Origin of the sequence: Mesoflavibacter sp. CH_XMU1422-2 (assembly GCF_037029245.1) — a bacterium.
Taxonomy (GTDB): Bacteria; Bacteroidota; Bacteroidia; order Flavobacteriales; family Flavobacteriaceae; genus Mesoflavibacter; species Mesoflavibacter zeaxanthinifaciens.
Genome location: NZ_JAYMEE010000039.1, coordinates 1 through 2,183 on the forward strand (window position 1 = coordinate 1; position 2,183 = coordinate 2,183).

Here is a 2,183-nt window from a genome sequence, read left to right on the forward strand (position 1 = left end):
GCCTTACAATGGTGAACATAGAAGTACTCTAGCAATAAATAATTAATATTTTACTTGTTTATTGCCTCAGTTCTTTGTTGGCAACAGTTTTTATTATTCAGATTACAGTATGTCGTTTAAATCTTGTCTTCCGACAATTGCCATTATTTCAACAACGTCATTATTTATTTTATAGTAAATACTATCTATTCCACAGACACATCTTCGGTAGTCTTTTTTTATATAATCAACTGACTCGAATGAAAAAGGCCTTTGAGAAATAATTTCAAAATATTCAAAGAATGATTCAAAATATTTATCCGCTTGAGTCATTCCAAATTTTTTAACTCCATAGTGATGGATTCGGATTAAGTCATTTTTTGCTTCGTTACTTAATCGATATTTAGCCATTCAGTAAAGTTTTTGATTGAGCTAAAATTTCATTTTTTGATTCGCTTGTAAATCCGCTATTTTCAGCTTTTTCCAATTTAGTTCGAACCCAATCAATTTCGACTTGTTGTTTTCTAGCTTGTCTAATTAAATCGTTTACTAATTCGCTTTTGCTTGAATATTCTTTTCCATTGACTTGTGCTTTCAGCCATTCGTCGTTAGGTTCTGTAAATGATATACTTTGTCTTGACATAATTCAATTGTTTGGTGTAAATATACATCAAATACGCATCATTTCCAAATTATGGGCAACGGTTTTGTGTATGGTTAGTTGCGTGTTTAAGCAACTAATTTAGTAAACAAAAACGAGCGCGAGAAAATTCCGAAGGAATTTTCCAAGTAGGCACTTGCCAAAGCAATTAATTATACACGGTGTTACCCACAGTTATTGTGCTAATAATGGGTCGTTTGGGTCTTCAGCAGTGCAATTTATAAAACTAAAATCTCCCGATTCGGAAAAATTCCTAATTAAACAAACATATCCAAATTCCACAAAAGTAGTTTCATTCTCAATCACAATTTTATATTTATAAGTTCCAAAAGGTAATTCTGAACTATTTGATTGGTTTAAACCAACGAACGGATTCGTCTCATAATTATTTGTTTCAAAAACAACATTATCATCTATATCATAAATGATTACAGTATTATTTGCATAAAGGTCTATGTTTTGGATTGCGAACGTGTCATTTAATCCGTCTCCATTTGGTGAAAAAGCTCCACTCGGAATAATTTCTCCCATAGTTTGGTCAAGATTATCAACATTAGAATTCGAGAATGGGTTTTCTCCACAACATAAAAAAGTTTCTAATTCAGGTTCTTGTTCAGGTTCATCATCGTTATCATTACAACTAAAAGTCAAAAAAAATGATAAGATAATTGTAAATAAAATCGTAATTCTGTTTTTCATATGAGTTTTGTTTAATTGTGGGTAACGTGTTTGGCTATGATACGTTGCGGAAAAATCCGCAGGATTCTTTCCGCCGTAGCCGAAAGATAGTAAATTGCAATGAAATTCCGATAGGAATTTCAGCCGCAATGGATTATAGCCGTTGTTGTGTACTGTGCTTTTTATTCATTGTTATGGTTTTCCACATCATAGTGATTCCAGTTAATAATATTATCAAACCACCAATTAGAAAAGCCATTCCATATCCTTTAGCGAAAAATCCGCAAAAGTAATTCAAGTATCTGTTTATAATTCCAGATGAGTAAATTCCAGTTGCAGAAATTCCGAATGTCAGAATTAGAACTACTATTGAGTTTATGATTCCGAATTTATATTTCCAATTTACCAGTCCAACTGCTAAAATTCCGATTATTAAACTAGCTAAAGTCCAATAAGCTTGGTCAGCGAAAAATTGTCCAATTCGCACGTCAGTCAGACTTTTAAATTTTTCCCAATCGTCATTCATTAAAGCGTCGAAAAGTCTTCCATTATATGCGACATATAAGCGTTTCAATCCGCTAATGATAAAAATCAAAGCAAAACACTCTAATAAAATCAGCTTTAGGTTAAATTTCTTTATCATTTTCGGCATTGTACACAACGGTTACGTATAAGAATAGTGCGTAGTTTGAGTGCGAGGATTTTCCGAAGGAAAATCAGATGCAAGCAAACAAGCACTAACTTTAAATTTAGGAATAAACTTACGCATTATTTTTATACTACTTAAGTTAGCAATCTATTAACTTTAACATTTAATCATAAAGAACCAAAGAGAGGAATAAGGTTATGATATACGCAGAGACTA

Annotated in this window: 4 protein-coding genes; all 4 read right to left on the reverse strand. The window is 32.0% G+C overall.

The window, feature by feature from the left end; genetic code table 11:
- Positions 1-102 precede the first annotated feature (102 nt).
- The 4 genes from WA340_RS05665 to WA340_RS05680 all read right to left on the reverse strand — a co-directional run bounded on the left by WA340_RS05665 (position 103) and on the right by WA340_RS05680 (position 1,961).
- Positions 103-390 carry a type II toxin-antitoxin system RelE/ParE family toxin gene (locus WA340_RS05665; RefSeq protein WP_040492734.1) on the reverse strand — a complete coding sequence of 96 codons (288 nt, stop codon included), beginning with the start codon at positions 388-390 and terminating at the stop codon, positions 103-105.
- Positions 383-622, reverse strand: a complete 240-nt coding sequence (locus WA340_RS05670) for a ribbon-helix-helix domain-containing protein (RefSeq protein WP_036578964.1) — start codon at positions 620-622, stop codon at positions 383-385. The genes WA340_RS05665 and WA340_RS05670 overlap by 8 nt, the downstream gene beginning before the upstream one ends.
- A 192-nt stretch (positions 623-814) precedes the next feature.
- A complete protein-coding gene (locus WA340_RS05675; protein WP_336127796.1) occupies positions 815-1,339 on the reverse strand; it encodes a gliding motility-associated C-terminal domain-containing protein in 525 nt (174 codons plus the stop codon).
- Positions 1,340-1,472: 133 nt separating this feature from the next.
- Positions 1,473-1,961, reverse strand: coding sequence for a hypothetical protein (locus tag WA340_RS05680; RefSeq protein WP_336127798.1), 489 nt, complete (start codon positions 1,959-1,961; stop codon positions 1,473-1,475).
- Positions 1,962-2,183 lie beyond the last annotated feature (222 nt).

Excerpts from the sequence above, each read along its gene's own strand:
- WA340_RS05670 (WP_036578964.1), bottom strand. The coding sequence starts at position 622 with ATGTCAAGACAAAGTATATCATTTACAGAACCTAACGACGAATGGCTG.
- WA340_RS05665 (WP_040492734.1), bottom strand. The coding sequence starts at position 390 with ATGGCTAAATATCGATTAAGTAACGAAGCAAAAAATGACTTAATCCGA.
- WA340_RS05675 (WP_336127796.1), bottom strand. The coding sequence starts at position 1,339 with ATGAAAAACAGAATTACGATTTTATTTACAATTATCTTATCATTTTTT.
- WA340_RS05680 (WP_336127798.1), bottom strand. The coding sequence starts at position 1,961 with ATGATAAAGAAATTTAACCTAAAGCTGATTTTATTAGAGTGTTTTGCT.